At 72.2% G+C, this 23,916-nt stretch carries 24 protein-coding genes and 1 tRNA gene; 10 read left to right on the top strand and 15 right to left on the bottom strand.

Features of this window, described 5'->3' with window-relative positions; genetic code table 11:
* Positions 1-121 precede the first annotated feature (121 nt).
* The 3 genes from AB0G11_RS14825 to AB0G11_RS14815 all read left to right on the top strand — a co-directional run bounded on the left by AB0G11_RS14825 (position 122) and on the right by AB0G11_RS14815 (position 4,318).
* The gene (locus tag AB0G11_RS14825; RefSeq protein ID WP_308125749.1) at positions 122-1,513 is read left to right on the top strand and encodes a sigma 54-interacting transcriptional regulator; all 1,392 of its coding nucleotides are present in this window, start codon (positions 122-124) and stop codon (positions 1,511-1,513) included.
* A 63-nt stretch (positions 1,514-1,576) separates the two neighbouring features.
* On the top strand, positions 1,577-2,317 hold the full coding sequence (locus tag AB0G11_RS14820) for a hypothetical protein (protein WP_357586268.1): 741 nt from the start codon (positions 1,577-1,579) through the stop codon (positions 2,315-2,317).
* Between the two features lie 27 nt (positions 2,318-2,344).
* Positions 2,345-4,318, top strand: a complete 1,974-nt coding sequence (locus AB0G11_RS14815; protein ID WP_219505033.1) for a hypothetical protein — start codon at positions 2,345-2,347, stop codon at positions 4,316-4,318.
* Here the strand turns inward: AB0G11_RS14815 and AB0G11_RS14810 are convergent.
* Positions 4,315-4,737: a DUF6292 family protein gene (locus tag AB0G11_RS14810; protein WP_308125750.1), complete on the bottom strand. Its 423-nt coding sequence runs from the start codon at positions 4,735-4,737 to the stop codon at positions 4,315-4,317. The genes AB0G11_RS14815 and AB0G11_RS14810 overlap by 4 nt on opposite strands.
* A gap of 157 nt (positions 4,738-4,894) precedes the next feature.
* Here AB0G11_RS14810 and AB0G11_RS14805 point away from each other — a divergent pair, with 157 nt between their 5' ends.
* Complete coding sequence (locus tag AB0G11_RS14805; RefSeq protein ID WP_281426989.1) at positions 4,895-5,020, top strand: hypothetical protein; 126 nt, start codon at positions 4,895-4,897, stop codon at positions 5,018-5,020.
* A gap of 10 nt (positions 5,021-5,030) precedes the next feature.
* A complete protein-coding gene (locus tag AB0G11_RS14800; RefSeq protein ID WP_219505036.1) occupies positions 5,031-5,465 on the top strand; it encodes a DUF2269 family protein in 435 nt (144 codons plus the stop codon).
* Here the strand turns inward: AB0G11_RS14800 and AB0G11_RS14795 are convergent.
* Together AB0G11_RS14795 and AB0G11_RS14790 are read right to left on the bottom strand one after the other, a co-directional pair.
* Positions 5,462-6,601: a cystathionine gamma-synthase gene (locus tag AB0G11_RS14795; RefSeq protein WP_219505038.1), complete on the bottom strand. Its 1,140-nt coding sequence runs from the start codon at positions 6,599-6,601 to the stop codon at positions 5,462-5,464. The genes AB0G11_RS14800 and AB0G11_RS14795 overlap by 4 nt on opposite strands.
* On the bottom strand, positions 6,598-6,792 hold the full coding sequence (locus AB0G11_RS14790; RefSeq protein WP_219505040.1) for a hypothetical protein: 195 nt from the start codon (positions 6,790-6,792) through the stop codon (positions 6,598-6,600). Before AB0G11_RS14790 ends, AB0G11_RS14795 begins: the two co-directional genes overlap by 4 nt.
* A 119-nt stretch (positions 6,793-6,911) precedes the next feature.
* On the opposite strand from AB0G11_RS14790, the gene AB0G11_RS14785 reads away from it, so the two are divergent.
* Complete coding sequence (locus AB0G11_RS14785) at positions 6,912-8,048, top strand: histidine kinase (RefSeq protein ID WP_357586266.1); 1,137 nt, start codon at positions 6,912-6,914, stop codon at positions 8,046-8,048.
* A gap of 11 nt (positions 8,049-8,059) precedes the next feature.
* Here the strand turns inward: AB0G11_RS14785 and AB0G11_RS14780 are convergent, their stop codons facing one another.
* Positions 8,060-11,125 (bottom strand): BTAD domain-containing putative transcriptional regulator, encoded by a 3,066-nt coding sequence (locus AB0G11_RS14780; RefSeq protein WP_357586264.1) that lies wholly within the window; start codon positions 11,123-11,125, stop codon positions 8,060-8,062.
* A gap of 62 nt (positions 11,126-11,187) precedes the next feature.
* Between AB0G11_RS14780 and AB0G11_RS14775 the strand changes: the two genes are divergently transcribed.
* Positions 11,188-12,045, top strand: coding sequence for an NAD(P)-binding domain-containing protein (locus AB0G11_RS14775; RefSeq protein WP_219505044.1), 858 nt, complete (start codon positions 11,188-11,190; stop codon positions 12,043-12,045).
* Here the strand turns inward: AB0G11_RS14775 and AB0G11_RS14770 are convergent.
* On the bottom strand, positions 12,042-13,412 hold the full coding sequence (locus tag AB0G11_RS14770) for a cystathionine beta-synthase (RefSeq protein WP_219505045.1): 1,371 nt from the start codon (positions 13,410-13,412) through the stop codon (positions 12,042-12,044). The two genes, AB0G11_RS14775 and AB0G11_RS14770, sit on opposite strands and share 4 nt — an antisense overlap.
* A 124-nt stretch (positions 13,413-13,536) precedes the next feature.
* On the opposite strand from AB0G11_RS14770, the gene AB0G11_RS14765 reads away from it, so the two are divergent.
* From AB0G11_RS14765 to AB0G11_RS14755, 3 genes are all read left to right on the top strand, one after another.
* A complete protein-coding gene (locus AB0G11_RS14765; protein WP_308125752.1) occupies positions 13,537-14,520 on the top strand; it encodes an SGNH/GDSL hydrolase family protein in 984 nt (327 codons plus the stop codon).
* A gap of 60 nt (positions 14,521-14,580) precedes the next feature.
* Positions 14,581-15,921 carry a PQQ-binding-like beta-propeller repeat protein gene (locus AB0G11_RS14760; protein WP_357586262.1) on the top strand — a complete coding sequence of 447 codons (1,341 nt, stop codon included), beginning with the start codon at positions 14,581-14,583 and terminating at the stop codon, positions 15,919-15,921.
* Between the two features lie 135 nt (positions 15,922-16,056).
* Entirely contained in the window at positions 16,057-17,274 is a 1,218-nt protein-coding gene (locus AB0G11_RS14755; RefSeq protein WP_219505047.1) for an acetyl-CoA C-acetyltransferase, read from the top strand.
* Between the two features lie 52 nt (positions 17,275-17,326).
* Here AB0G11_RS14755 and AB0G11_RS14750 read toward each other — a convergent pair whose 3' ends face one another.
* The 10 genes from AB0G11_RS14750 to AB0G11_RS14705 form a co-directional block, all read right to left on the bottom strand.
* On the bottom strand, positions 17,327-17,737 hold the full coding sequence (locus AB0G11_RS14750; protein WP_357586260.1) for a PPOX class F420-dependent oxidoreductase: 411 nt from the start codon (positions 17,735-17,737) through the stop codon (positions 17,327-17,329).
* Positions 17,738-17,838: 101 nt separating this feature from the next.
* Complete coding sequence (locus tag AB0G11_RS14745; protein WP_357586258.1) at positions 17,839-18,072, bottom strand: DUF4287 domain-containing protein; 234 nt, start codon at positions 18,070-18,072, stop codon at positions 17,839-17,841.
* A 164-nt stretch (positions 18,073-18,236) separates the two neighbouring features.
* Positions 18,237-19,025: a Bax inhibitor-1/YccA family protein gene (locus AB0G11_RS14740; protein ID WP_357586256.1), complete on the bottom strand. Its 789-nt coding sequence runs from the start codon at positions 19,023-19,025 to the stop codon at positions 18,237-18,239.
* A 168-nt stretch (positions 19,026-19,193) separates the two neighbouring features.
* Positions 19,194-19,266: transfer RNA gene (locus AB0G11_RS14735), tRNA-Leu, on the bottom strand.
* Positions 19,267-19,315: 49 nt separating this feature from the next.
* Positions 19,316-19,840 (bottom strand): peptide deformylase, encoded by a 525-nt coding sequence (locus tag AB0G11_RS14730; protein WP_357586254.1) that lies wholly within the window; start codon positions 19,838-19,840, stop codon positions 19,316-19,318.
* Positions 19,837-20,349 (bottom strand): ACT domain-containing protein, encoded by a 513-nt coding sequence (locus AB0G11_RS14725; protein ID WP_219505053.1) that lies wholly within the window; start codon positions 20,347-20,349, stop codon positions 19,837-19,839. Before AB0G11_RS14725 ends, AB0G11_RS14730 begins: the two co-directional genes overlap by 4 nt.
* Positions 20,350-20,427: 78 nt before the next feature.
* Positions 20,428-21,744, bottom strand: coding sequence for an NAD(P)/FAD-dependent oxidoreductase (locus tag AB0G11_RS14720; RefSeq protein WP_219505055.1), 1,317 nt, complete (start codon positions 21,742-21,744; stop codon positions 20,428-20,430).
* Between the two features lie 91 nt (positions 21,745-21,835).
* A complete protein-coding gene (locus AB0G11_RS14715) occupies positions 21,836-22,630 on the bottom strand; it encodes a uracil-DNA glycosylase (RefSeq protein ID WP_357586252.1) in 795 nt (264 codons plus the stop codon).
* An 18-nt stretch (positions 22,631-22,648) separates the two neighbouring features.
* Positions 22,649-23,557 (bottom strand): hypothetical protein, encoded by a 909-nt coding sequence (locus AB0G11_RS14710; protein WP_357586250.1) that lies wholly within the window; start codon positions 23,555-23,557, stop codon positions 22,649-22,651.
* Positions 23,550-23,879: a PadR family transcriptional regulator gene (locus AB0G11_RS14705; protein WP_219505061.1), complete on the bottom strand. Its 330-nt coding sequence runs from the start codon at positions 23,877-23,879 to the stop codon at positions 23,550-23,552. The genes AB0G11_RS14710 and AB0G11_RS14705 overlap by 8 nt, the downstream gene beginning before the upstream one ends.
* Positions 23,880-23,916 lie beyond the last annotated feature (37 nt).

Raw genomic sequence — 23,916 nt, 5'->3', positions numbered from 1 at the left:
GATTCTCCCCACTAAAGGGACAAGCACGCACACGAACCGCCACGCAATGGTCAAGATCCGAAATCTCCGCCAGATGCGAAACCCCTGCCACTTCGCGCGCCGGGGACGTAGGGTCGATCCCGTGCATCAGCCTCGTATCCTCCGCGAGTTGCGAGAGAGCGGCCACGTTCATCGCACCGTCAAAGCCGAGGTCCGCGAAAACCTGCTGGTCAAGCTCAGAGCGGGCGAGCCCCGTTTTCCCGGCATCGTGGGCTTCGACGACTCCGTCCTGCCCCATCTCGAACGCGCCCTGCTCGCCGGGCACGACCTGGTCCTGCTCGGTGAGCGCGGCCAGGGCAAGACCCGGCTCATCCGCACGGTCACCGGCCTGCTCGACGAGTGGACCCCGGTGGTCGAGGGCTGCGAGATCAACGACCACCCGTACGCGCCCGCCTGCGGACGCTGCCGGGCCCTCGCGGCCGAGCTGGGCGACGAGCTGCCGGTGGCGTGGAAGCACCGCGACGAGCGCTACGGCGAGAAGCTCGCCACCCCCGACACCTCCGTCGGCGACCTGATCGGCGACATCGACCCGATCAAGATCGCCGAGGGGCGCAGGCTGGGCGACCCCGAGACCGTGCACTACGGCCTGGTCCCGCGCACCAACCGGGGCGTCTTCTCCGTCAACGAGCTGCCCGACCTGGCCGAGCGCATCCAGGTGTCGCTGCTCAACGTGCTGGAGGAGCGCGACATCCAGGTCCGCGGCTACAACCTGCGGCTGCCGCTCGACATCCTGCTCATCGCCAGCGCCAACCCCGAGGACTACACCAACAGGGGCCGGATCATCACCCCGCTGAAGGACCGCTTCGGCGCCGAGATCCGCACCCACTACCCGCTCACGATCGAGGACGAGCTGACGCTGATCCGGCAGGAGTCCATGCCGGACATCGGCGCCGACGTCCCGGAGCACCTCGTCGAGGTGATCGCGCGCTTCACCCGGCTGGTCCGCGAGTCCACGGCCGTCGACGCCCGCTCCGGCGTGTCTGCGCGCTTCTCGATCGCCGCCGCCGAGACCGCCGCGGCCTCGGCCGTGCGCAGGGCCGCGATCACCGGCGAGGACCAGGCCGTGACCCGGGTGTGCGACCTGGCGCCGGTCGTCCACAGCCTGCGCGGCAAGGTGGAGTTCGAGGTCAGCGAGGAGGGCAGGGAGACCGAGATCCTGGCCCACCTGCTGCGCCGCGCCACGGCCGAGACGTTCCGCACCCGGCTGGGCGCGATGGACCTGTCGCCGCTGACCGACAAGTTCGCCGAGGGCGCCCAGGTGGAGTCGGGCGAGCTGGTCGCCGCCGGCGAGCTGCTGCGCCGCATCGGCCCCGTCGACGGCCTGGCCAAGATCATGTCGAAGCTCGGCATGGGAGCCGGCGACGAGTCGCCCGGGCACGCGGCGGCGGCGCTGGAGTTCGCGATGGAGGGCCTCTACCTCATGCGCCGGCTGTCGAAGGACGACCTCGACGGAGTCGCCGTCTACCGGACGTGAACATTCGGGCGGTTCCGCACGTCGTATTGGACGACTGACCGTTTCGTCCGGGGGGAACCGCCCATGCGACTGCTCGCCAGCGCCACCACCGCCCTCGCCCTGTGCGCCCTGAGCGCCTACGCCACCCCCGCCTCGGCGGAGACCTCTCCTCAGGTCGTGTACGGCTACGCCTGGTCCGACGGCGCCGGCCACTTGCGCATCCTGCCGCAGTCGGCCACGGCCGTCCGCAAGAGCTACCGGCTCAAGGCCATCCGGGGGGCCAAGGAGCTGCGCCTCGGCTACACCAAGGCCGCCTACCTGCGCGTCGCGGTCGCCTGCGGCCTGAAGGAGACCGAGGGCCGGGTCGCGCTCGACGCCAAGAACTTCGGCCGGACCCGGTGCGGGGCCGCCGACCTGTCCGACAGCCTCGCGTCCGGCCCCGTCGCGGTACGCGTCCACCACACCGGCGGCCAGGCGGTCAAGGTCACCGAGTTCCTGCCGTACCCGTCGAAGCTCAGCGTCGTGCGCGGCACGGTCAAGCGGGCCGGCGACCGGACGCTGCTGTTCACCAGGGGCGGCACGACCGTCAAGCTCGGCTACACGCACGCGCTCGCCTTCAGCCGCGTCACCTCCCGGTGCGGCGCGGGCTGGCTAACCGGCAGGCCGGTCAACGCCGACCGCGACGGCCTGGGCACCAAGCACTGCGGCGCGGGTGACTTCACCGCCGCGCTGAAGAAGCTGCGCCACCCGGTGCTGGTCCAGATCGACTATCAGCCGCGCAGCGGCCAGGTGTTCCAGGTGTGGGAGGTGTTCGGCGACGCATAGCAGGGCATCTCGGGTTAGCGTGGGTGCGTGACGGCCTACCGCTATGGCGAGTACCACGATGGCCCCGACCCCCTGGCCCCGCCGTACGACGTGCGCGCGGCACTCGACGAGATGGGCGACGCCATCCTGTCCGGCTCCACGCCCGTCCACGCCCTGCGCGACCTGCTCAAGCGCGGCCTGCCGGGCGCCCAGGACCGGCGCGGCCTGGACGACATGCTCAGGGAGGTCCGGCGGCGCCGCCGCGACCTTCGTGAGAGCGGCAGGCTCGACGGCACGCTGGAGAAGGCCAGGGCGCTGCTGGACAAGGCCATCGGGCAGGAGCGCGCCGAGCTGTTCCCCGACCCGGCCGACGACGCCCGGCTGCGCGAGGCCGAGCTCGACGCGCTGCCGGACGACACGGCCGGGGCCATCCAGGAGCTGAGCACCTACCGGTGGCGCTCGGAGGCCGCCAGGCAGACCTTCGAGGAGCTGCGCGACCTGCTGCGGCGCGAGGTGCTGGACGCCCAGTTCAGGGGGCTGCGCGAGGCGCTGGCGAACCCCGACCCGGCGGCGATGGAACGGGTCCGCCAGATGATGGCCGACCTGAACGACATGCTGGAGAAGGACGCCCGTGGCGAGCACACGCAGGCGGATTTCGACTCCTTCATGGCGAAATATGGTGACCTCTTTCCGGAGAAGCCGCGCAACCTCGACGAGCTCGTCGACATCCTCGCCCGGCGGGCCGCCGCCACCCAGCGCATGCTCGCCTCGATGACCCCGCGCCAGCGCGAGGAACTCGGCAACCTCATGAGCCAGACCCTCGACCAGGCCGGGCTCGCCGACCAGATGCGGCGGCTCGGCGAGGCCCTGTACGCGCGCCGCCCCGACCTCGCCTGGGACGCCACCGAACGGCTGACCGGCGAGGAGCCCCTGGGCATGGGCGACGCCGTCACCGCCCTGGAGGAGCTGGCCGACCTCAGCGGGCTGGAGAGCGCGCTGCGCCAGGACTACCCCGGGGCCCGGCTCGACGACATCGACGAGGCCGCCGTGCGCCGCGCCCTCGGCCGCTCGGCGGTCGACGACCTCGAAGCGCTCAAGCGCATCGAACGGGAGCTGGAGGAGCAGGGCTACCTGCTGCGCCGCCGCGGCAAGCTGGAGCTCACGCCCAAGGCGGTGCGGCGGCTCGGCGAGACCGCGCTGCGCCGCGTCTTCTCCTCGCTCGACGCCGGCCGCCGCGGCGACCACGACCAGCACGACGCGGGCTCGGCGGGCGAGCTCACCGGGTCGTCCCGGCCGTGGCGCTTCGGCGACGAGCAGCCCGTCGACGTCGTCCGCACCCTGGTCAACGCCGTCCGCGCCGGCGGCCTGCGTACGGACCCGGCAGGCGGAGGGCGTACGGCGGTGAAGCTGTCCGTGGACGACTTCGAGGTGGCCGAGACCGAGCGGCGCAGCGCCGCCGCCGTCTGCCTGCTCGTCGACCTGTCCTACTCGATGGCCCTGCGCGGCACCTGGGCCGCCGCCAAGCAGACCGCGCTCGCCCTGCAGGCCCTGGTCGCCTCCAAGTTCCCGCAGGACGCCGTGCAGATCATCGGCTTCTCCAACTACGCCCGGGTGCTGCAGCCCGACGAGCTGGCCGGGCTCGACTGGGACATGGTCCAGGGCACCAACCTGCACCACGCGCTGCTGATCGCCGGGCGGCACCTCGACCGCCACCCCGACTTCGAGCCCGTCGTGCTCGTCGTCACCGACGGCGAGCCGACCGCGCACCTGCTGCGCAACGGCCGCTCGGCGTTCGAGTGGCCGCCCTCGCCGGAGACGCTGGAGCTCACGCTGGCCGAGGTCGACAAGATGACCAGGCGCCGGGCCACGATCAACGTCTTCATGCTGGCCGGGGACGACCGGCTCAAGGAGTTCGTCGACGAGGTGGCGCGGCGCAACGGCGGGCGCGTCTTCTCGCCCAGCGCCGACCGGCTCGGCGAGTACGTGGTGAGCGACTTCCTGCGGGTGCGCCGGGCGCGTTAGGCCTCGACGAGCCGCGCGTAGAAGTCGAGCGCGACGTCGAACCCGTCACGGCAGTTGCGGTGCGAGCGGTAGCAGGGCCGCCAGGCGCTGCTCGCGCCCACCCCGGCGCGGGCGTCCGCGAGCGCCGCGGGCACCCGCTCCGGCCGGGGCAGCAGCCCGCCGCCGAGATAGCGGACGCCGGACAGCTCGGTGTGCTGACCCGGGGCGCCGGAGACGAAGCGGCCCAGCCGCCAGCCGCTCTCCTCGTCCCACACCAGCGCGGCGCCGTCGGCGAGCCTGACGGTCGCCTCACGCGGCTCGCACGGGCCCTCCCACCAGCCGTCGGCCTCGGCGCCGAGCAGCCCGACGACCCGGCGCACGTAGCAGACCGGCTGCTGCAGCCACTCGTCGGAATACGGCTCGACGTGCTTGATGGCCACGGACGGCACCCCCTTGTGCCCAAACGGTAAGGAAAGACCAGCGGCCATCCACCTTACCCGGGGCGAACTTATTCCGTTGCCAGGCCGTCTAGTCATTACGGACGATATTTACGTCCGGCGGATTCACATCCGGCAGGGGGGAAAGGAGGAGTGTCCCATGCTCGCCATGATTGTCCTGATCCTGGTGATGGTCGTCACCATCGCCGTCACCGAGCTCATCATGCTCGGCTCCCCTGACGGCAAAGAGAGTGTCGAGTCCCCCACCGAGATCGTCGGCGACTAGTCTCTTCCGCATGACGGACCTGCTTCTGTGGCTGCACATCGGTTTCGCGATCTTCACGATCGGGCCGATCACCGCCGCCACCCACGCCGCGCCGCGCGCGATCCGTACGAAGAACGTGCCCGTCGTCCGCACCATCCAGCGCATGACCAGGATCTACAGCGTCGGCTCGCTGGGCGTGCTGGTCTTCGGCATCGTGCTCGGCGTGGTGATGGGCGGCGGGCTGCTCGGCGCCTGGTACATGACGGCGTCGATGACGCTGTTCATCGTCGCCATCGTGCTGCTCGTCATCGTCGACCGCGACCTGCGCGGCGCCGTCCAGGCCCTGGAGAGCGAGGCCGCGGACGACGACGCGAAGGTGCAGGTCGGCCGGATCGCCGCCATCAGCGGCCTGCTGACCGTGATCTGGCTGGTGATCCTCTTCCTGATGGTCGTGCCGGGCAGCTAGCCGAGCGCCCGCGTCAGGTCGGCGAGCAGGTCGTCGATCGTCTCGATGCCGACCGACAGGCGCACCAGGTCGCCGGGCACCTCCAGGGGTGAGCCCGCCGCCGAGGCGTGCGTCATCCGGCCCGGGTGCTCGATGAGCGACTCCACGCCGCCCAGCGACTCGCCGAGCGTGAACAGCTCGGTCCGGTCGCAGATCGCGACGGCCTCCTCCTCACCGCCCGCCACCCGGAACGACACCATGCCGCCGAACCGCTTCATCTGCTTGGCGGCGATCTCGTGGCCGGGGTGCTCGGCCAGCCCCGGATAGAGCACCTGCGTCACGCGCGGGTGCGCGAGCAGCAGGTCCACGACCCGCTCGGCGTTGTCGCAGTGGCGGTCCATCCGCACGCCCAGCGTCTTGAGCCCGCGCAGCGTCAGCCAGGCGTCGAACGGCCCGGCCACCGCGCCCATCGCGTTCTGGTGGTAGGCGAGCTCGTCGCCGAGCCCCCGGTCGCGGGCGATCAGCGCGCCGCCGACGACGTCGGAGTGGCCGCCCACGTACTTGGTCGTCGAGTGCACGACCACGTCCGCGCCCAGCGAGAGCGGCTGCTGGAGGTACGGCGAGGCGAAGGTGTTGTCGACGACCAGGAGCGAGCCGTTGTCGTGGGCGAGCTGGGCGAGCGCGGCGATGTCGGCGATGCCGAGCAGCGGGTTGGTCGGCGTCTCGACCCACACGACCCGCGTCTTCTGCGTCATCGCCGCGGCCACCGCGTCGAGGTCGCCCAGCGGGACCGGGTCGTAGTGCAGGTCCCAGCGCTCGTTCACCTTGGCGAACAGCCGGTAGGTGCCGCCGTAGGCGTCGTTGGGGATGATCACGTGATCCTGGGGCTTGCACACAGCGCGCAGCAGCGTGTCCTCGGCGGCCAGCCCGGAGGCGAACGCCAGCCCGCGCGCCCCGCCCTCCACGGCGGCCAGCGCCTCTTCCAGGGCGGTCCTGGTCGGGTTGGCCGACCTGCTGTACTCGTAGCCGGAGCGCAGGCCGCCCACGCCGTCCTGCTTGTAGGTGGACGTGGCGTATATCGGGGGCACCACGGCGCCGGTCACGGGGTCAGGCTCCTGACCTGCGTGGATCGCCAGGGTTTCGAAACCGTTGGTCATACGGCCACGGTAACGGACGCGGCGCGCCGTTCCTCCTCCCGCTCCTGGGGTGGGGCGACGTGGATGTGCCTGCCGCTCTGCCCCTGGGCTTCCTCGCCGTTGATGCGCGACAGCAGGACCGGGTCCGACAGCGCCAGCAGCACCCCGATGACCAGCCCCACACCCAGCAGTACGAATCCGATGAAGACCATGCCTCCATGCTGCGCCGCGCGCCCCCGCCGCCACCTCGGCTGAAGGGCCGGTCCCTCGGCCCCGGGGTCGGCCGATCGGTCGATACGAGCTGTCCGACTTGCGGCTTAGGCTCAAGGCCGTGGGGGAATCCAAACGCGCCGTCTACTGGATCCGCCGGCTGAGCGAGATCGCGATGCTCGGCTGGCTGGGCATGATGCTCATGCTCGACCTGGTCATCGCCGTCGGCGCGGGCGGGCTGCAGTTCCTCGCCGTGCTGTGCGGCGTCGCCGGCATCACCGCCGTGGTGCTGCGCCGCCGCTACCGCATCGAGTCCTACGCCGCCCTGCTCGGCCTGTCGTTCCTGTCCTCGCTGATCCTCTCGCTCGACGGCGTCCAGGGCGTGCCCGGCACCGCCGAGACCGGCGCGATGCTCATCCTGATCATCGGCGTGCTCCGCCACGTCGAACCCGTGCGCAACGCCGCCATCCTCGCCTGCGCCGGACTGGTCGTCCTGATGGCCGAGACGATCTGGCGCTCCGGGGGCAACGAGGCGTTCGTCTTCTCCTTCATGCTGTTCGTCGGCTGGTCGACGGTCGCGGGGGCCGGCGGCTACCTGCGCTTCCAGCAGGAACGCCGCAACGAGGCCGTCCACTCCGTACGCCGCGCCGAACGGCTGGAGCTCGCCCGGGAGCTGCACGACCTGGTCGCCCACCACATCACCGGCATCGTCGTGCAGGCCCAGGCCGCCCGCACCGTCGCGCAGACCAGCCCGGACGCCGTCGTGCCCGCCCTCGACGCCATCGCATCCGCCGGCAGCGAGGCGCTCACCTCGATGCGCCGCATGGTCACGGTCCTGCGCGCCGAGGAGGCCTCGCGCACCCCCGGCACCTCGCTGGGCGACCTGCGGCTGCTCACCGAGCGGTTCTCGGCGGAGGGGCCGAAGGTCGCCTTCGAGATCGGGCCCGGGCTCGGCGACGGCACGCTGGCGCCCGAGGTGATCACGACGCTGCACCGGGTGCTGCTGGAGGCGCTCACCAACGTCCGCAAGCACGCGCCGCACACGCGGTGGATCGAGGCGTCGCTCAAGCGGTACGAGGCCGCCGTGGTGCTGCGGGTGCGCAACTACGGCTCCGCCGCCGACCCCCGCGTGGCCCGGCTGGGCGGCGGCTTCGGGCTGGTCGGCATGGCCGAGCGCGTCGAGGCTCTCGGCGGCCGCCTCCGCGCCGGCCCCACCCTCCAGGGCGCCTGGGAAGTCCTGGCCGAGTTCCCCACCTGAGCCCCCGGGCCTCACGCCCTGCCTGGCTCAGCACGCGGGGCGCGGGTGGCTCCGGCGGCGTGTGCGTGGCGGAAGCGGTCATCGCCCAGGGCGGCCCGGGCCGTGGCGGTGATGCGGTCGACGTCGAAGCGCTCCCCCGCGGCCAGCGGCGTGCCGACCGACCGCCTGAGGGCCGCGGCCTCGCCGAGCAGCTCGGCGGCCCGTACGGCGTCGCCCGCCAGGGCCTCGGCCCCGGCCAGCCCTTCGAGCGCCAGCGCGACCGCCCGCGGGTCGCCCGACGCCCGCGCCGCCGCGTGGCCCGCCCGCTGCCGGGCCGCCGCCGTCTCCGCGTCGCCGCGCTGCTCGGCCGCGAACCCCAGCTCCGCCAGCACGAACGCGATCCCCGGCGTCCCGCGCACCTCCTCCAGCCAGCCGAGCCAGGGCAGCAGCAGCGCCTCGGCCTCCGCGTGGCGTCCGCGCCGCCGGGCGCTCATGGCCAGCCCGAGCACGGCGTGCTCCTCGGCCGACTTGTACGACTGCTCCACGGCCAGCCTGCGGGCCCGCTCGTGGTAGTCGTCGGCCCGCGCGTAGTCGCCCTCCAGCAGCGCCACCCGGCCCACCGCCGACAGCCGGAACGCCACCTCGAACCCGAGCTCCTCGGCCAGCTCCAGCGCCTCCTCCCGCAGCCGGGCGGCCTCGGCGTAGTCGCCGCGCATCTCGGCCAGCCGGTCGAGCGCGTCCATGGCCTCGATGCGCCCCCACCCGTCGCCCAGCTCGCGGAAGATCGCCAGGCTGCGCTCGCCGTCGCGCCGCATCGCGTCCAGGTCGGAGCGCACGGCCGCGAGCTTGGCCCGTAGCTGGAGCGCCGCCGCGACGCCCCAGCGGTCGCCGAGCTCCTCGAACGCGCGCAACGCCCGCTCCACGGCCTCCTCGTGCGCCCGCTGGTCGCCGTACGCCCAGCGCACCTGCGCCGGGAGCCAGTCGGCCAGCGCCCGCCCCGCCCGGTCGAGCCCGTCGCGGCGGATGGCGGGCGCCGCCTCCCCGATGGCCAGCGTCATCCCGGCCAGCCACACGGACGCCACGGCCGCCTCACGTTCCTGCTCCGGCCCGGCGCCGGGCGGCGTGGCGGCCAGCGCGGCGGCGATGGACCTGCGTGCCTCGCCGAGCCTGCCGCGCAGGAACCAGTACCAGGCCAGCGCGTTGACCAGCCGCAACGGCCGCAGCCCGGCGAGCGCGAGCCGGAAGTTGGCCGCCTCCCGGTCGAGCCGGTCCAGCCATTCGCGCTGGCGGCTCCCGCGCAGCTCGGCCCGTTCGGCGAGAGCCGTGTAGTAGCGCGCGTGCCGCTCGCGGATCGTCTCCTGCTCCCCGGCCTCCCGCAGCCGCTCGGCGCAGTAGGCGGCCACGGACTCCAGCAGCCCGTAGCGCGGCCCCGGCGTGACGAGCGACCGGTCGACCAGCCGGGCGAGCGCGTCGAGCACGTCCACGCCCGGCTCCGCGCACACCTCCTCGGCCGCCTCCAGCGTGCACCCGTCGGCGTGCGCGGCCAGCCGGCGCAGCACGATCCGCTCGTGCTCGGGCAGCAGCTCCCAGCTCCAGTCGAGGGTCGCCCGCAGGGTCCGCTGCCGGGCGGGCGCGTCGCGCATGCCGGCGGTCAGCACCCGGAACCGGTCGTCCAGCCGGTGGGCCACCTCCTCCACGCCGAGCGCCCGCACCCGCGTGGCGGCCAGCTCCAGGGCGAGCGGGATGCCGTCGAGCCGCCGGCAGATCGTGGCGACGGCGGGCCCGGCCTCGATCCCGGCCCGCGCCGTGAACAGGCGCACCGCCGCCGCCTCGGTGAGCGGCTGTACGACGCGGACGACCTCGCCGGTGACGCCGAGCGGCTCCTGGGCCGTGGCCAGCACGCGCAGCCCAGGCGCGGCCCGCAGCAGCGCGGACACCACCTCGGCGGCCTGCTCGACCAGGTGCTCGCAGTTGTCCGCCACCAGCAGGGCGTCCTTGCCCGCCAGCGCCCCGGCCAGCCGTTCCACCAGCCCGGCCGCGCCGTCGTCGCGCACGCCCAGCGTGGCGGCCAGCGCCTCGCCCACGTCGGCGGCCCCGGCCAGCTCCACCAGCCATGCCTCCCCGGTCGTCGGCGGCCGTACGCCCCGGGCGGTCTCCAGGGCGAGGCGCGTCTTCCCCACCCCGCCGGGCCCGGTCAGCGTCACCAGCCGGTGGGCGGCCAGCAGCCCGGCGACCTCGGCCACCTCCGCGTCCCGCCCGATCAGGTCCCCCACCGGAGCGGGCAGGTTCCCCCGCCCGGGCGGTCCGGCGGCGGGGCCCGGTTCGCGCGCGGCCGGCCCGCGTCCCGTGGGCGGGGCCGTGCGGGCCGTGCCGTCGGCTTCGGAGGGGAGGGCGGGGTCCTGGCGGAGGACGGCCTGGTAGAGGGCCGAGAGAGCGGGTGAGGGGTCCACGCCGAGCTCGTCGGCCAGGCGTTCGCGCAGCGCGGTGAACGCGGCCAGCGCCTCGCCCTGCCGCCCGCCCCGGTAGAGGCTGCGCATGTGGGCGGCGACGAGCCGTTCGCGCAACGGGTGCGCGGCGACGAGCCCGCCCAGGTCGACGCGTGCCCCGAGCGCGAGCCGTACCTCCGCCTGCTCCTCCAGCGCCGTGAGGCGCAGCTCCTCCAGGCGGGCGATCTCCGCCTGGGCGAACCCGTCGTCGGCGAAGTCGGCGTACGCGGCCCCCCGCCACAGGCTCAGCGCCTCGTCGAGCTGCGCGGCGCGCTCCTCGGCCCCGGTGGCCTGCCGCAGGCACAGCTCGCGGAAGCGGTCGGCGTCGACGTCGGCGGCGGCGAGCCGGTAGCCGGCGGGCCCGTGCACGACGAGCCGGGGGTCGCCGAGCGCGCGGCGGAGCTGGGAGACCCGGGCCTGGAGGGTGCCGGCGGGGTTGCGCGGCGGCCGTTCGCCCCACAGGTCGTCGACGAGCCGGTCCACCGGCACGGGCGCGCCGCCGTGGACGAGCAGGTCGGCGAGCAGCGCCCGGACCTTGGCCTCGGGCACGCGCACCGTACCGCCGTCGTCGTCCCACACGGCCAGCGGGCCGAGCACCCCGAATCGCACCACGTCAGTGCCAACCCGTAGCGGACCGGAAGGAATTCCGAAGCGCTCGCGGTCAGGGTGAACCCATGAGTGAAGTGACGATGATCGGCCTCGGGCCGATGGGCGCGACGATGGCCGAGACGTTCCTGGCCGCGGGCCATGACGTGACGGTGTGGAACCGTACGGCGAGCAAGGCGGACCCGCTGGTGGCCCGGGGGGCCAAGTGGGCGGACTCGCCGGTGACGGGCGAGCTGCTGGTGGTGAGCCAGATCAGCTATCAGGCGATGTACGACAGCTTCGGCGACGCCAGGCTGGACGGGAAGGTGGTGGTCAATCTCTCCTCGGACACGCCGCAGGCGTTGCGGGAGGCGGCCGAATGGGTGGCCGGGCGGGGCGGCACGCTGGTGACGGGCGGGATCATGGTGCCGCCGCCCGGCATCGGCAAGCCCGGCGCGTACGCCTTCTACAGCGGCCCCAAGCCGATCCTCGACCGGCACGCGAGCACGCTGGAGGCGCTGTCTGAGGTCACGTACGTGGGCCACGACCAGGGTCTGGCGATGATGTACTACCAGGCGCAGCTGCTGGTCTTCTGGTCGTCGCTGACGAGCTACATGCACGCGATGGCGCTGCTGCGCACGGCCGGGGTGGCGCCGTCGGAGTTCGTGCCGTTCGCCCGGGAGACGTTCACCGGCCTGGGCTCCGACGGGCCGATGGGCTTCGCGAAGATCCTGGCCGAGGAGTTCGAGGCCGGCGTCTACCCGGGCGAGCTGAACAGCCTGCACATGCAGGCCGAGGGGCTCGGCCACGCCGTGGCGGCGCTGGAGGATGCAGGGCTGGAGACCACGGTGCCGCAGGCCCTGCGCCGGCTGTTCCAGCGCGCCGACGCCGAGGGGCGCGGCCATGAGGGCCTGGGCACCGTGATCAAGTCGATCATGAAGCCCTAACGGCCGGCCAGGAACGCGAGCAGGTCCTGCCGGGTGAGCAGCCCGGCGGGCTTGCCGTCCTCCAGCACCACGGCGGCGTCGGCCTTCTCCAGCACCTCGACCGCGCGGGACACGGGTTCGCCACTGCCGATCATGGGCAGTGGCGACGACATGTGCTGCGAGATCAGGTCGTCGGAGGAGAGCTTGCCGTGGTAGAGGGCCTCCAGCAGGTCGCGCTCGACGATGGAGCCGACCACCTCGGCCGCCATGACGGGCGGCTCCTCCTTCATGACCGGGAGCTGCGACACCGAGTATTCGCGCATGATCGAGATGGCGGTGCCGACGGACTCGTGCGGGTGGGCGTGCACGAACTCCGGCAGCCCCGGCCCCTTGCGGGCGAGCACGTCGCCGACCCGGCCCTCCTCGGAGGCGGTGGTCAGGAAGCCGTAGTCGGCCATCCAGTCGTCGTTGAAGATCTTCGACAGGTAGCCGCGCCCGCCGTCGGGCAGCAGCACCACGACGGTGTCGTCGGGCCCGGCCTTGGCCGCCACCTGGAGCGCCGCGACCACGGCCATCCCGCACGAGCCGCCGACGAGCAGCCCCTCCTCGCGGGCGAGCCTGCGGGTCATGTTGAAGGAGTCGCGGTCGGACACCGCGATGATCTCGTCGCAGATGTCCGTGTCGTAGGTGGCCGGCCAGATGTCCTCGCCGACCCCCTCGACCAGGTACGGCCTGCCGGAGCCGCCCGAGTAGACGGAGCCCTCGGGGTCGGCGCCGATGATCCGGACGCGGCCGTCGGACACCTCCTTGAGGTAGCGGCCGGTGCCGCTGATCGTGCCGCCGGTGCCGATGCCCGCGACGAAGTGCGTGATGCCGCCGTCGGTCTGCTCCCACAGCTCGGGGCCGGTGGAGTGGTAGTGGGACTCGGGGTTGTTGACGTTGGAGTACTGGTCGGGCTTCCAGGCGTTGGGGATCTCGCGGGCCAGCCGGTCGGAGACCGAGTAGTAGGACTCCGGGTGGTCGGGCGAGACCGCGGTCGGGCACACGACGACCTCCGCGCCGTAGGCCCGCAGGACGGAGATCTTGTCACCGGCGACCTTGTCCGGCACCACGAACAGGCACCGGTAGCCCTTCTGCTGGGCCACGATGGCCAGGCCGACGCCGGTGTTGCCCGAGGTCGGCTCGACGATCACGCCGCCGGGGCGCAGCTCGCCGGACGCCTCGGCGGCCTCGATCATGCGGACCGCGATCCGGTCCTTGACCGATCCGCCGGGGTTGAAATATTCGACCTTGGCGAGCACCTGGGCCGGCAACCCCGCCGAGACCTTGTGCAGCCGGACGAGCGGAGTGTTGCCCATCAGCTCGACCAGGGAATCATAAACGCGCACCGAGGTGTTCACCTTCTTTACCGAAGCTTGGTCAGCTGGTCCGGGGCCGAGATCCCGTACGGTTGGCAGGCCCTCGGCTAGTTTCATGCAAACGCTACCGCCGAGTTCGGTTGGGAGGACACACGTGGTCTGGCCAGCGGGCATGGCGCGTGCGGCGCGCAGGATCGCGACAGCCGCCGCGCTGGGGGGAGGAGGCCTGACGGCGCTCGGCGCGACCGCCTACGGCCTGCTGATCGCGGAGGGCATGCTGGCCCGCAAGACGATCGGGCGCCCGCACGGCATGGACGGCCCGTTCTCCGACGGCGACTACGGCGATTTCCCCGGCGAGCCGCTCAAGCTGGCCATGCTGGGCGACTCCACCTCTGTCGGCCTGGGCCTCACCGATCCAGGCAAGACCCCCGGGGTGCTGATCGCGTGCGGCCTCGCCGCCGTCGCCGAGCGTCCGGTACGGTTGCGCGTCGTCGGCAAGTCGGGCGCGGCCTCGGCCGAGCTGGCCGAGCAGGTGGACGCCGCGCTCGAACTCCGCCCCGACGTGGCCGTGATCTTCGTGGGCGCCAACGACGTCATCACCCAGACCTCGCCCGCCACCGCCGTGCGCCACCTGACCAAGGCCGTCAGGCGGCTGCGTGAGGCCGGGGCCGAGGTGGTCGTCGGCACCTGCCCCGACCTGGGCACGGTCCGGCCCATCGCGCAGCCGCTGCGCTGGGTGGCGCGGCGGTGGAGCCGCCAGATCGCCGCCGCCCAGACGGTCGGCGTGGTCGACGCGGGCGGCCGTACGGTGGCGTTCGCCGACCTCCTCGGCGAGGAATTCCACGCAAATCCGGGCGAAATGTTCGGACCGGATCGTTTCCATCCATCTGACCGAGGTTACGCCCAGGCCGCTTACGCGGTGCTACCTTCTGTATGCGCCGCGCTAGGACTGTGGCCCGAGCCTCGGCCCGCGCGCGGCGAAGGACTGCAACCGATCTACCTTGCGGCGGCCACGGCCGCGGAGGAGCCCGGCACCGAGGTTTCCGCGACCCGGGTCGACGGGCGGGCCAGCGGCACCCACGGCAAGTGGGCCAACCTGTTCCGCCGTCGCCTCGGGGAGGGGCTGAACGACGCCTGAACCCGGTCACCCTCCGAGCCGGGGCCGTCACTCGTCGTCCACCTTTGGAGTGAATTGCCCGTGCTCCGGCCTCTCGCGAAACCGGCTCTCGCCCTCGCCGGAACCCTGGCCCTGGCCGGCTGTTCCAACAGCGATGCAGCCACAGCCAGCTTCCCGACCTGGCACAACAACGAGATCAACGCCGTCAGCCGGATGGCCGCCGCCGGCGGGGTGGTCACCGCCACCGCCATGAAGCCCGACGGCACGCTGGAGACCGTCACCCTCGACCAGGCCAGCGGCAGGAAACTCTGGGCCCACCCCGCCACCATGGCGGGCCGCCTGCCCGGCATGGGCGTCTCGCCCCCCGCCCTCGTCGACACCGGCAAGGGCGCCGTCATCGCCGCACTCGACCCCGCCAAGAAGGGCCGCTGGAACGCCACCCTCATCACCCGCGACGCCCGCACCGGCAAGCAGCTGTGGACCCGGCCCATCCACTCCACCTTCGGCCCCCAGCGCTGCGGCCCCTACCTCTGCCTGTCGGAGCACACCGCCCTGTCCAAGGCCCGCGTCGTCGTCCTCGACCCCGCCACCGGCAAGCTCATGTGGAAGCTGCCCGGCATCGCCGAGGTCGAATGGTCCGACGCGAGCCGGGTCCTCATGCTCCGGCTCGCCGCCAACCCCATGATCGAGTCGTACGACCTCAAGACCGGCAAGCTCCAGTGGCAGCAGCCGATCGAGCAGGCGCTCGGCCCCGGCATCGACATGTCCGGCGGCTGGGCGTTCGGCTCGACCGGCGACAACCTGATCGGCTACGTCGCCCCCTACACCAACCCCAAGACGAAGAAGGTCTCGGCGTTCGGGCTGTTCTCCATCAAGATCGGCGACGGCACGATCAACTGGATGCGGCCCTCCGTCGTGCGCGTCTACCCCTCGGGCAGCCCCGGCTTCGCCCCCGTCGTCCGGCCCGTCGACCAGCAGGGCGCCTACGGCGGCTTCGCCCGGCTCGACTCCGAGACCGGCCGCGTCGTCGGCCAGATCACCGCCTCCGACGTGCCCGGCTCCGGCTGGTGGCTGGCCTTCCCCAGCCGGATGGAGAAGCTCGGCTTCCTCAAGCACGGCCACAAGGGGTCCGCCTTCGACCTCGTCACCGGCAAGTCCGTCCCCGTCGACGACCAGCGCGGCTGGTCCTTCTGCGTCACCGACCCCAAGCCCCTCCCGCTGCGCGGCCAGGCCCCGGGCTTCTACTCCACGGCCGCGCTGTGCGAGTACGACCTGGCCACCGGCAAGCGCGTGCGCGGCGCGGCGACCCCGCCCGCCTGGTACACCGGCAGCCAGGACGGCTGGCGGCTCTGGCGCGACGAGAAGGGCCACGTCCACGCCACCAACGACCGCACCGCCACCGCCCCCGGCATGTACGGCTGACCTGCCCGCACGGCCCCTGAACGGCCCTGAACGCCCCTGAACGGCCCCGCTCTCCGAAGAACCCGGAGGGCGGGGCGTGATGACTCGGAGGTATTGGAATATAGTTCTAGTCACTGTGCTGACAAAGGAGGGGCCATGCCCGAGGCAGTCATCGTCGCAACCGCCCGCTCGCCCATCGGACGGGCCGGCAAGGGGTCGCTCAAGGAGATCCGCCCCGACGACCTGACCGTCCAGATGATCAAGGCCGCGCTCGCCAAGGTGCCCCAGCTCGACCCGGGGACGATCGACGACATCATGCTCGGCTGCGGCCTGCCCGGCGGCGAGCAGGGCTTCAACATGGCCCGCGTCGTGGCGGTGCTGCTCGGCCTGGACGGCGTGCCGGGCACCACGGTCACCCGCTACTGCTCCTCGTCGCTCCAGACGACGCGGATGGCGTTCCACGCGATCAAGGCCGGCGAGGGCGACGTGTTCATCTCGGCCGGCGTGGAGACGGTGTCGCGGTTCGCCAAGGGCAACTCCGACGCCTGGCCCGACACGATGAACCCGCTGTTCGGCGAGGCGCGGGCCAGGACGAAGGCGTTCGCCGAGGGCGGCCGCACCTGGCACGACCCGCGCGAGGACGGGACGGTCCCCGACATCTACGTGGCGATGGGCCAGACGGCGGAGAACCTGGCCCAGCTCAAGGGGATCAGCCGCAAGGAGCAGGACGAGTTCGGCGTGCGGTCGCAGAACCTGGCCGAGAAGGCGCTGGCCGACGGCTTCTGGCAGAAGGACATCACGCCGGTGACGCTGCCCGACGGCACCGTGGTGAGCAAGGACGACGGCCCGCGTGCCGGCACCACGTACGAGAAGGTCGCGGCGCTGCAGCCGGTCTTCCGCCCCGACGGCACGGTCACGGCGGGCAACTGCTGCGCGCTCAACGACGGCGCGGCGGCGGTCGTGGTGATGAGCGACGTGAAGGCGGCCGAGCTGGGCATCACGCCGCTGGCCCGGATCGTGTCGACGGGCGTCACGGGCCTGTCGCCGGAGATCATGGGGCTCGGCCCGGTGGAGGCGAGCAAGCAGGCGCTGGCACGCGCCGGCATGGCGATCGAGGACGTCGACCTGGTCGAGATCAACGAGGCGTTCGCCGCCCAGGTGATCCCGTCCTACCAGGACCTGGGCATCGACCTGGACCGCCTGAACGTCAACGGCGGCGCGATCGCCGTCGGTCACCCGTTCGGCATGACGGGCGCCCGCATCACCTCCACGCTGATCAACAGCCTCCAGCACCACGACAAGAGCATCGGCCTGGAGACGATGTGCGTCGGCGGCGGCCAGGGCATGGCGATGATCCTGGAGCGCCTGAGCTGACCCGTCCGGCGGGCGTTCTCGCGGCGCCCGCCGGATCTCCGGTACGGGACGGTCAGCGGTGGACGTCGGGGCCGGCCCGGTCCAGGGTGATGCGCATGACGACGCGGCGCTCGCGCCTCATCGCCTCGCGGTAGTCGTCCCAGTCGGGATGCTCGCCGGAGATGCCGCGGTAGTAGGCGACCAGGTCGTCCATGGCCTCCGGCAGCGAGACGATCTCGGCGGTGCCTTCGACCTGCACCCATTCGCCGAAGAAGCCGTCGGTGAAGGCGCAGACGGCGACCTTGGGGTCGCGGCGGGCGTTGCGCGTCTTGGCGGCGGCCTCCCGGGTGCTGACGACGACGCGCCCGGCGTCGTCGACCCCCACGACCACCGGCGACATCTGCGGGCGGCCGTCGGCGTGCGTGGTCAGGAGGATGGCCCGGTGGTTGCGGGCCAGGAAGTCACGTGCTCTGTCGAGGTCCATGCGGCCATGATCGCGTGCTCGCTTCCGTGGGTGCCAGCACGCGCGGCCGTGTCATGGGTCCGCGCCCGTGCGGGGCACGGGCGCGGGTCGACGACGAGGGCTTAGATGAAGCCCATGCGGTTACGGCGGTGCCGCTCGTGTTCGTGCACGATCGCGGCGGCGTAGCCGTGGGTCAGCCCGTGCTCGTCGGCGAGCCAGTTGGCCCGCTCGTCGCACCTCAGGAATGCCGGGCCGTTGTCGATGGCTTGGAACCACTCGGGGAGTTCGCGTCCCGTGATGGCAGGGACTCTGGCGATGAGCTTGGTCTGCGTCTCCGGTGAGTGGTTCAAGGACATGGGCACCTCCACGGATTAAGGCCTTTTGTTGACACTGCAACACAGGCAGAGATATGGCAAGGCCCCAAGCCCGGAGGATCTTGTCACGGCGGGTAGATTTCCGGTCGCGCAGCGAAAGGGCCCCGCCGGTCACCGGCGGGGCCCTTTCCGTGACGGTCCGGGGGTCAGTCGCTACTGGTGAAGTAGGACAGGAACCGGAGCACCTCCAGGTAGATCCAGACCAGGCTCAGCGTGAGCCCGAAGGCGCACTGCCAGGCGAACTTCTCCGGGGCGCCCTGCTTGACGCCCTGCTCGATGGCGTCGAAGTCGAGGAGCAGGAAGAAGCAGCCGAGCAGGATCATCGCGGCGCTGAACACGTAGCCGAGCGGGCCGGCCTCGCGCAGCCCGAGCCCGCCGTCGACGAAGAGGCCGGCCAGCAGGTTGACCAGGACCAGGCCGAGCGCGGCGATCGCGGCGGCGATCACGAACTTGACCATCTTCGGGGTGACGCGGACGATGCGCAGCGTGTAGACGGCCAGCATGCCGGCGAACGCCATCGCGGTGCCGAGGACCGCCTGCACCACGATGCCGCTGATCGCGCCCTCGAAGACCCGGCTGAGCGCGCCGAGGAAGACGCCTTCGAAGACGGCGTAGCCGAGGATCAGCGCCGGGTTGGTGCTCTGCTTGAACGAGGCGATGAGGCCGAGCACCAGCGCGACGATGGCCGCGCCGATGGCCACGCCCATGGACACGTTGAGATACCACGCCGCGCCGGCCGCCACGACGAGCGCGCCCAGCGTCATGAAGCCGCGGACCACGACGTCGTCGATCGTCATCGTGCGGAAGGCCGGGGGCGCCGGCGGGGTGTACGACGGAGCGTCGTACATGTGCTGCAGCTGGTCAGGGGTCGGCGCCTGGCCGCCCCAGCCGGTCTGCTGCCGCGATCTGCTGAATACGGGGTTCTTGCTCTCCATCGCTGCCTCCTGTGCGCCGAGCCTATGGGACCGGACGGCACCTAGGTCAACTCGCGCTCGGATCTATGTAGTTTCGAGACTTCAGCCGGGAGGTCAACGAACGCCGCGCCGCGGAAGTTCCCAGGCCGCCGCGGCCGAAAAAGAAGCATTTCCCATGGTAGAAGCCGGTGCCCCCGGCGGGATTCGAACCCGCACGTCAACCCTTTTAAGGGGTTTGCCTCTGCCATTGGGCTACGGGGGCGCCGCAATCATACGAAACGGACCATGCTTCCGAGGAGCACAACTTCGCATCAGGCGTCACAAGTGTGAAGTCTGCGGTGAAGTGATAGGGCTCCAGACACTCTGTCCAGGAAGAGTACGCCGTCCAGATGGTCCAGTTGGTGCTGAATACACCGAGCTTCGAATGCATCCGCTTCGATGGTGACGGGCTTCCCGGTTCCTGGCAAACGCCCATGTACGGTGATACGCGACGCTCGCCGTACATCTCCTAAAAGGCCCGCTATGGAGGCGCAGCCCTCGCGGCCGCGGTCCCAGTGGGACGCCCCCGTGAGGCGAGGGTTGACGATGACGAGCTCCCCGGCCGACGAACGGCTCCGAGGGTGGCGGCCGGCGTCGAAGGCGATCAGCCGCCAGCTCAGCCCGATCTGGGGAGCCGCCAGGCCGGTCCTGGCGGGCTCGTGACGCAGCGTGGCGAGGAGGTCGGCCGCGGCGGCGACGACCTCGGGAGCGGTGGGGTCGACCTGTTCGGCGGGCGACGACAGCAGCGGGTGCGGGGCGCCGAGGAGCGTACGGGCGGTCCCCGGCCGTACGCTCACAGCAGGTCCGGTTCGACGGGACGGAAGGTGATCTCCGAGTCGAGGCCCGCGCCGACGTTGGCCAGCCTGCGCATGAGCGCGGCCACGTCCACCTTCTCCGGCAGCTCGACGTCGGCGATGAGCACGTACAGGCGGCCGGACAGGCGGGTGCTCATGCCGGTGATGTTGCCGCCGTCGGCGGCCAGCACGGCGCTGATCGCCGAGATGATCCCCGGCCGGTCGGGGCCGTGCACGGTGAGCACGTAGCCGATCCCGTTGGTGTGGGCGCGGAAGTAGCGCCTGGCCTCGACGGCGGAGGCGGTCACCACCGCGTCGGGCACGCACAGCCTCTCCAGCAGGTCGTCGGAGCTGAGGTCGCCGGAGACGAGCAGCATCATCGCGACGTGGCCGCCGAGCAGCGTCATCGTCGAGTCGTGGATGTTCGCCCCGCAGTCGGCGAGAGCGCCGGTGACCTCGGCGATCACGCCTGGCCTGTCGACGCCGAGCACGGTCACCGCTGATAGCCCCACCGGCGGCACCCCTTTCTAGTTCCGTCAGCGGGTGCCGAAACGCCCCGGCGGGACCGCCGGGGCGCTGCCGTGCCTGGGCTAGCGTCGCATGGTGGCGACGGCTGCCCTGAACCCCTCGCGCGGGTGCTCCATCTCACCCAGCGAGATCGTCTCGCGCTTGAAGAACAGGGCCAGGGTCCAGTCGACGACGACACGGACCTTGCGGTTCAGCGTAGGCACCCGCGACAGATGGTAGGTGCGGTGCATGAACCACGCAGGGAATCCGCGAAGCTTGACGCCGTAGACGTTCGCGACGCCCTGGTGCAGGCCGAGACCGGCGACCGATCCGACGTACTTGTGGCGGTAATCGACCAGTTCCTGCCCGCGAAGGTGGCGGACGATGTTGTCGCCGAGCACCTTCGCCTGACGGACGGCGTGCTGGGCGTTGGGCGCGCAGTACTGGCCGGGGTTGGTCACGTCGGGCACGCCGGCCGCGTCACCGGCGGCGAACGCGTCGCGGGTGCCGGCGAGCGTGAGCTTGGTCGTGGTCTTCAGCCGGCCGCGCTCGTCGAGCGGCAGGTCGCTGTCGGCGACGACCGGGCTGGGCTTGACGCCCGCGGTCCACACCAGCGTCTCGGCCTCGAACTCCGAGCCGTCGCTGAGCACCACGTGACCGCCGACGCACGATTCGAGCCGGGTGTCCAGCTTGACGTCGATGCCGCGCTCGCGGAGCTGCTCCAGCGTCCACTTGCCCATCTCCGGCCCCACCTCGGGCAGCACCCGGTTGGTGGCCTCGACGAGCACCCAGCGGATGTCCGAAGGCTTGATGTTGCGGTAGTAGCGGGTCGAGTGCTTGGCCATGTCCTCCAGCTCGGCCAGCGCCTCGACGCCGGCGAAGCCCGCCCCGACCACCACGAACGTCAGCGCCCTGCGGCGCACCTCCGGGTCCTCGGTCGACTCGGCCACGTCGAGCAGGTGCAGCACCCGGTTGCGCAGCGCGATGGCCTCGCCCACGGTCTTGAAGCCGATGCCGATGTCGGTGAGCCCGGGGATGGGCAGCGTGCGCGAGATCGAGCCCGCGGCCATGACGATGACGTCGTAGGCGACCTCACGCGGCGCGCCCTCGGCAGGCTGGAAGGTGACCGTGCGGGCCGCGTGGTCGACCTTGGTCACCCTGCCGTTGAGGATGCTCACCTTGGGCAGCACCCGCCGCAGCGGGGCGACCATGTGCCGGGGCGACAGGTTGCCCGCCGCCGCCTCCGGCAGGAACGGCTGGTAGGTCATGTAGGACTGGGGGTCGATGATCGTGATGCGCACCTCGCCGGCGCGCAGCTCCCGGGAGAGCTTGCGCTGCAGACGCAGTGCCGTGTAGAGACCGACGTAACCGCCGCCGACGATCAAGATGTGCTTGTTCATGGCCCCATCCCTCGATGGATAGCTTGTGAAAGCATTCACAAGCTTACGCCACGCTTATCCGCGAAGGCCAACGCGGGGATGGTGCAACGCGTCACACCGAGAGCTCGACCGCCCGCGCGAAGATCCCGTCGAGCATGTCGGCCGTCACCCTGCCGGTGAACGTGTTCTGCTGGCTCGGGTGGTAGCAGCCCAGCAGCGTCACGGGCGCGCTCCCGTACGTGACCTCGACCTCGGCGCCGTGCCCGAACGGCGGCCTGCTGCGCGGCAGCGCGTAGCCCGCCTCCCGCAGCGCCGGCCACATCGCCTGCCAGGCGTAGCCGCCGAGCGCGACGACCACCCGCACGCTGCCGGCCACCATCGCGATCTCACGGGCCATCCACGGGAAGCAGGTGGCCTTCTCCTCGGGCAGCGGCTTGTTCGCGGGCGGCGCGCACCGCACCGACGCCAGCATCCGCGTCCCGACCAGCTTCTGCCCGTCACCGGCGTACGTGCTCGTCGCCTGCACCGCCAGCCCGGTGCGGTGCAGCGAGGCGAACAGCCAGTCGCCGCTGCGGTCGCCGGTGAAGATCCGGCCGGTCCTGTTGCCGCCGTGCGCGGCCGGGGCCAGGCCGACGAGCAGGATCCGCGGGTGCTCCTCGCCCCACCCGGCGATGGGCCGCCCCCAGTAGGTCTCGTCCGCGAACGCCCGCCGCTTGACGTCGGCCACCTCCTCGCGCCAGGCCACCAGGCGCGGGCAGGCCCGGCAGACCGACTGCCGGGCGGTGAGGTCGGCCAGGTCACGGCTGGAGTCGGCCAGCGCGCGCACGTCCGCCGGGCCGGCGGCCACGGGCGTGGCGGGGGTCGCGGGGTCGTCGGGCCAGCCGGTGCCGGGAGGTACGTAGCTCATGACACCGATGGTGCCCGATCAGCGCGGCTCGGACGTCGCGCAGGCCGACGGCGCGGGCACCACGTCGGCCTTGCCGCCTTCCAGCTCGCGCAGCCGCCTGGCCTCGGCCTCCTCGGCGGTCACCAGGGGCAGCGGGTAGCGGTTGCGGATCACGTCGCCGCACGCCGGGTCGATCTCCAGGCCGTGCTCCTCCGGCGACAGCACGAGCGGCCTGCCGTCCTGGTCGTAGACGTCCACGCCCACGAGCGCCTTGCCGTCCTTGTAGAGCCGGATGTTGGTGACGGCGGCGGCGAACGGCGATCCCGAGCCGACCAGCACGACATCGGGCCGCACCGACTGCGGCGTCGGGGAGAACGCCTGCTCCGGGACGGGTGCGGCGCCCGCCAGCATCCCCGCCAGCAGCGCCACCGCGGCCGCCGCGTTGGCGGCGACGGCCAGCGAGAGGGCCGGCCATCCCCCGCGGCGCCGCCCCAACCACACCGACGCCGCCACGGCCACGGCGACCACCAGGATCTCGACGGCGCCGCCCGGCACGAGTCCGGGACCCTCGGCCGCCGGGCCCGGATTGAGCGCCAGCGCCGCCATGCCCAGCGCGTAGCCCCGCAGCACCCACCAGCCCGGCCGCAGCTCCCGCAGGAAGCCCGTGGCGCCCCCGTAGAGGCTGTGCCGCCGCACCCGGGCCACGAACCCTGCGGCCATCTCACGCGGCCTCCTGCGGCCGCTGACGGCCTCGGGGCGGCCCGCGTAGGCGGCCCGGAGCTCCTCGGCGTAGGCGTCGGGCGGGCCGAGCCGGTCCTCCAGCGACGCGTCCGACTCGGCGGCGATCTCCGCCAGATGGTCGTCCAGGTCCTCCAGCAGCTCCTCGCGCTCGGGATGGCGTGCCAGAGCCTCGCGCACGGCCCGCGCGTAAGCATCGTGATCAGTCATGCGGCCCCTCCTTCAACAGGGAGTCCATGGTGGCGGCGAACGAGGTCCAGGTCGCCGCCGACGAGGCGAGCTGCCGGCGTCCGGCGTCGTTGAGCCCGTAGTACTTGCGGTGCGGCCCCTCGTCGGAGGCGACCACGTACGAGGTCAGCGCGCCCGCCTTGAACAGGCGGCGCAGCGTGCCGTAGACGGACGCGTCGCCGACCTCGGTGAGCCCGGCCTCCCTGAGGCGGCGGACGACGTCGTAGCCATAGCCGTCGCGGTCGTCGAGCACCGCCAGGACGGCCAGGTCGAGCACGCCCTTGAGCAACTGGCTGCTATCCACGCCATGCACACTACTGTGCAAAGCGTAATAGCGGCAA

Source organism: Nonomuraea sp. NPDC023979, from assembly GCF_040639085.1.
GTDB classification, from domain to species: domain Bacteria; phylum Actinomycetota; class Actinomycetes; order Streptosporangiales; family Streptosporangiaceae; genus Nonomuraea; species Nonomuraea ceibae.
Note: the sequence above shows the minus strand (reverse complement) of the source record. Positions and strands in the feature narration are given on the sequence as shown.